Here is a 4324-nt window from a genome sequence, read left to right as displayed (position 1 = left end):
CCCAATCCAAATCTCTACTCCATTCCCTGTAAATTTTGGTTTTGCTTGCAGCATCGTAAAGATTGCAGAAAACCGTGTTTTCGTCACCAGCATTAGCAACGATAATCAATGGTTTGCAAAAATCCTGAACTAATGATGCAGCTAAAAGAAAGCTTTTTGCGAAGTTGGTTTCAACTCCAGTTCTTATGACATAAAGTTCATCAGCAGTGACAACAATATCCAGCTTCAAGTTGTCCTTGCCTTTAAATTCTTTAGTCGTTAGGCGGAGTTCAGCTAGATACCCAGTTAATGCTCTTTGGGTAACAAGGATTTTCTTATCCTGGCTGATATTCAACTTGTACCAAACGTAAGATTCGCCATCTACTTCCCCCTGATTGACATATAAATAGATGGGTTCGGGAGGGTTACATAAACCTAGTTTGATTTCAGCAATCATGTTTCACCTCGATTAAAGTTTCATTGATTTGTGTTTCGTGTGCAATAATAGGAATTCTGTAGCGGGAGAAAAACTTCCGTGCGTTCACCTAAAGTAATGGCATTCTTTAGGTGAACGCTTTTGTACTAATTAGAAGGTTCTCGATTACGCTCTAGCTCCCATTGCAGGTAACTGAGCGCAGTTTGAGCATCGGCAATGTTTAAATCAGGTTGATATCCCTCGTTCAGTAGTTGTTTGTAGTCTGGGTGCGTAGCAATAAGGGATATCAGAGTCTGGGCTTGTTCAACTAATTGGTAGAGATGTTGATTAGACATTTCAATGCCGAGCCGTGAACATAAATCCTCTGCTTTCACTCCGATAATTCCTGGTTCAATCTCCGTCGCTAACTCTTCAAGCAGGGATTGAAAATTAGGGTGTTCATCGTTGATTTCGACTTCAAATAAATCTGCGCTCTTTGTGACGACAGTTGCCCAATTGGGTAAAGTCTGTGCAATGGTCTTAGCGTAAAGTTTCATGATTGTGTCCTCTGGGATTAATAACCTAAAAATCCTCGGCAATCTCCAACAAAAAACCGCGTCCCGTGTTCTGCACTTGCACCAGTTCTTTATCTAAAAGTGTTTGAATGACTGAATCCGAGAATTGCAATTGCAGACGATGCAATGAAATACAACCGCCGCAAAGCCGAATCGAACGAAGCAAATGATTGGCTCTACGGTCAAAACTGTCTGTAGAATTAGCCATTGGTGCTACCTCCGGTGATGGCTGCTAACTGTTGTTGTAGGATGGAGATTTGACGCTGATAGAATTCAATTTCTGCGGTAATTTGTGTGAACAATTCCTGTGGGGAGAGCGGTTGGATTTGATTCTCTTGCAAGTACGATATCTCGTCAGAATTCTTGTTAGGCATCAGCACATAACGCCAACCAAAACAATTCGCAATTCGCAATTCGCAATTCGCAGTTAAGGACTTCCAAATTAAAAAATATCTCATTGCTTTTAAGGCAGGGAGGGGGGAGCAGGGAGAGAGAAAATCGTTTTGATTCGGTGAAATTGGATAATTTATTTCTTGGAGTTCTCTTAAAAATAATTGCGAATTGCGAACTGCGAATTGCGAATTGCTTTGTTCTGTACGTTGATCCAAAGCAAAGCGAGGGTAGCCAAGCGTGTTGGGGGATTGAGATTGTCGGTTGCATAGATGTGATAAGTGAATATTGATGATTTGGTGAGAGGCGATCGCTCTCTAGTTGCAAATGAAAGCGCGATCGCCTGTATGTAAATTACGCCGCCACCAGTTCCAAGTACGGCTCATATTCCCGTAACCGTTCCCAGTCCTGGGAGGTTAGTTCGTCAACAGGGCGGTCTAACAACTGCTCACAGTTAGCGACTTCTGCATTTAGCAACTGCTGTAATTCGTCAGTAGTCAGCTGTTGCAGTGGGCGATGCTGCAAGTATTCAGGAGTGGGTTCAGTTGCAAATGAAGTATCTGCCATCGACAGCGATCGCACTGCATCATAGACCGAGTTAGAATACTGCTGTTGACCTGAAGAATCCTGGATTACCCACCAGTTACCGTTAGTGCATCCGACTTGACTCAATTTGCGTAGTTTGCCGTCTTCAGTATCGTGGGTATAAATCCCATCATCAAGAATTTCAAAGCCGTAATTCTGGCACTCGTTGAAGATATGCGCCATGATTCGGTTTTCAGTAGTAGAAGAGGACAAGGAGCAGGGTGCGGGGTGCATGGGAGAGAATCTTTCCCCTCTGCTCCCTGCCCCCTGCCCCCCTGCTTCTTCCTGCACAGGTAATGAGCCGTCTTTGTAGTGAGTGCAGATGAAGCGATCGCAACGCATTAGAGTGTTGGCACGAAATACTTCTTTACCGTTGACCATGACTACCCAGCGTTGCGTTAAGTGGTTATCGTCATGGCTGATGCTGGCTATCAGTTCATCACCAGCGTAATATTCGTGATGGTCAAACGAGATTTCGACTATTGTGAGGGGTTCGGGAGCAATAGCTTGGGCTTGGTCAGCGATGTAATTGTCGAATTCGGCTTGGGCGAGGGCTTGGTTGTCGGGGGCAGCGAGGGTGACTTTCTGAATCTTACTTGCCTGATAGTTAACAATGGCGGAAATCCAGGCATCCTTACAGCGTTTGTCGCTTACTTCGACTGTGCAGGCGATTTCGTTGTAGATTTGCTTGAGTCGGGCAATAGATTTCAGTTGCAGCTGTTGTTGGCTGTAGATTTGGTATGTCATGATTGGTTAAGTCTTAATGGACTAGAAAAGCGCTTCAGATTCGCGGTCGGGAGCGCTTTCTCTATAAATTCAATATACCAGCTATCTAGATAGCTGTCAACTTAAAGCTAGATAGCTATTGACAGGAAAGTATTAAACTATTATTCTGTAGATAGAATTCAATGTAATGGATGTGAAATGTAAACTGCGGGACTACATGGAGGAACAAGAATTAACTCAGCAAGAGGTTGCTGCGCGAACTGGGTTAAGTCCAACAATTATTGGAAGGCTGTATCACAATCGCTTCAGTCGTTTGGATAATCAGACAGTAATTAAGGTTTGCAAATTATTTAATGCTTCGTTAGGTGAAATGTTTTTTATTGATGAGAGTGCCTAAAATTGCAAATTGATTGCCCATCTTGGGTGATCTCAAAAACTTTATTTAGTGAGATATCTGCAAGATTTTCATATATTAAGGGGTTTCTAAAGATAGTAGCCCCACAGGTTTCTCAGATACGCACATCATGGCACAACTCAATCTTCAAGCGCTGTTCAAGAGGTGGAATTATGGCTAAACCACCTTCTAAACGCAAAAAAGCCACCTCTGCCGCATCTACCGATTCAACTTCAGCAGCTAACTCTGTAAACGAGGATATCTCCCAGGAAGTAGACCCAGGTTCAGCAACAATTAACGTTACTGCTGTTGAAGTTCCAGAGTTAACTGAGCAGGAAATTAGCGATCGCTTACACTTGGAGAGGAAAGTGGAACGGGCGTTTTTTGAAGCAGGCAAGGCTTTGATGGAACTTCGCGATCGCAGATTATATCGCTCTACGCACAAAACCTTTGAGGAGTATTGCCGTTCACGGTTTGGTTATACACGAATGGCAGCAACCTATAAAATTGCTGCGGCGACAGTTATGGAGAATTTGTCAACCATTGGTTTACAGAATGCGGAAATAACCACAGATGGTTTACAACCTCCACAAATGTCAACCATTGGTTTACAAAATGTCGAAATGTCAACAAGTGGTTTACAAATACTGCCGACAAATGAACGTCAAGTACGCTCCTTGGTTGCCCTAGAGCCAGAAGTTCAGCGCACTGCATGGCAGCAGGCAGTACAGGAAGCTGGCGGGAAAGTGCCAACTGGTAGAATCGTCAAAGATGTGGTGCAGCGCATAATGGAGCGAACGAAAGTACCGAACACCTACCAACTTGGTGAAGTCTGCCAAATCCTTGCAAAGGACAATCCTGAACTAAGGGGAAAGGGTGGGTGCTGGGCGATTGTCAGCGCAGTAAACGAGTTTAGTTGCACAGTTACAATGTGGGATAGTCAGTACGCGGTTGGGTTGCAAGCAACATCTGAAGTTCTTCAACTATCTGCCCCAGGAGTGTCAGCAGATGCAGTCCTTGAGCGATCGCATTACACAAGTGTATTCCGATTCACTGGAGGAGACAGTCAAAAATCTGTTGCAGTTATTGGGGAAGGTAAATCGGCCTTATCTTACTGCTGTGGAAGAGAAACTTTTGAGTGTTGTGGAGTCAGAATACGGGCGTAAGATACCGCCCTAAGCAATTTTGGCAAATATGCTGATACTGTATCCGCTCAATAAGTTGCGGTAAGCAAAAATTATTAGCGATTGTTGAATCAAT

The 4324-nt window shown here is 43.8% G+C and carries 6 protein-coding genes and 1 pseudogene; 2 read left to right on the top strand and 5 right to left on the bottom strand.

The window, feature by feature from the left end:
* The 5 genes and pseudogenes from HWQ38_RS01205 to HWQ38_RS01185 form a co-directional block, all read right to left on the bottom strand.
* A pseudogene (locus HWQ38_RS01205) lies at nucleotides 1–436 on the bottom strand (hypothetical protein); the annotation flags it as partial.
* A gap of 125 nt (nucleotides 437–561) precedes the next feature.
* Entirely contained in the window at nucleotides 562–951 is a 390-nt protein-coding gene (locus HWQ38_RS01200; protein WP_292789377.1) for a hypothetical protein, read from the bottom strand.
* A gap of 25 nt (nucleotides 952–976) precedes the next feature.
* Nucleotides 977–1177, bottom strand: coding sequence for a hypothetical protein (locus HWQ38_RS01195; RefSeq protein WP_292789375.1), 201 nt, complete (start codon nucleotides 1175–1177; stop codon nucleotides 977–979).
* A complete protein-coding gene (locus HWQ38_RS01190) occupies nucleotides 1170–1427 on the bottom strand; it encodes a hypothetical protein (RefSeq protein WP_292789373.1) in 258 nt (85 codons plus the stop codon). Before HWQ38_RS01190 ends, HWQ38_RS01195 begins: the two co-directional genes overlap by 8 nt.
* Before the next feature lie 286 nt (nucleotides 1428–1713).
* Nucleotides 1714–2691, bottom strand: a complete 978-nt coding sequence (locus tag HWQ38_RS01185) for a hypothetical protein (RefSeq protein ID WP_292789371.1) — start codon at nucleotides 2689–2691, stop codon at nucleotides 1714–1716.
* Nucleotides 2692–2857: 166 nt separating this feature from the next.
* Here HWQ38_RS01185 and HWQ38_RS01180 point away from each other — a divergent pair, with 166 nt between their 5' ends.
* Entirely contained in the window at nucleotides 2858–3067 is a 210-nt protein-coding gene (locus HWQ38_RS01180; protein WP_196517676.1) for a helix-turn-helix transcriptional regulator, read from the top strand.
* Nucleotides 3068–3237: 170 nt separating this feature from the next.
* Nucleotides 3238–4230 (top strand): hypothetical protein, encoded by a 993-nt coding sequence (locus HWQ38_RS01175; RefSeq protein ID WP_366933203.1) that lies wholly within the window; start codon nucleotides 3238–3240, stop codon nucleotides 4228–4230.
* The last annotated feature ends 94 nt before the right edge of the window (nucleotides 4231–4324 follow it).

Source organism: Nostoc sp. NMS7 (genome assembly GCF_017115085.1).
In the GTDB taxonomy this organism is placed as follows: Bacteria; Cyanobacteriota; Cyanobacteriia; order Cyanobacteriales; family Nostocaceae; genus Nostoc.
This window is presented reverse-complemented; position numbering and strand designations above follow the sequence as displayed.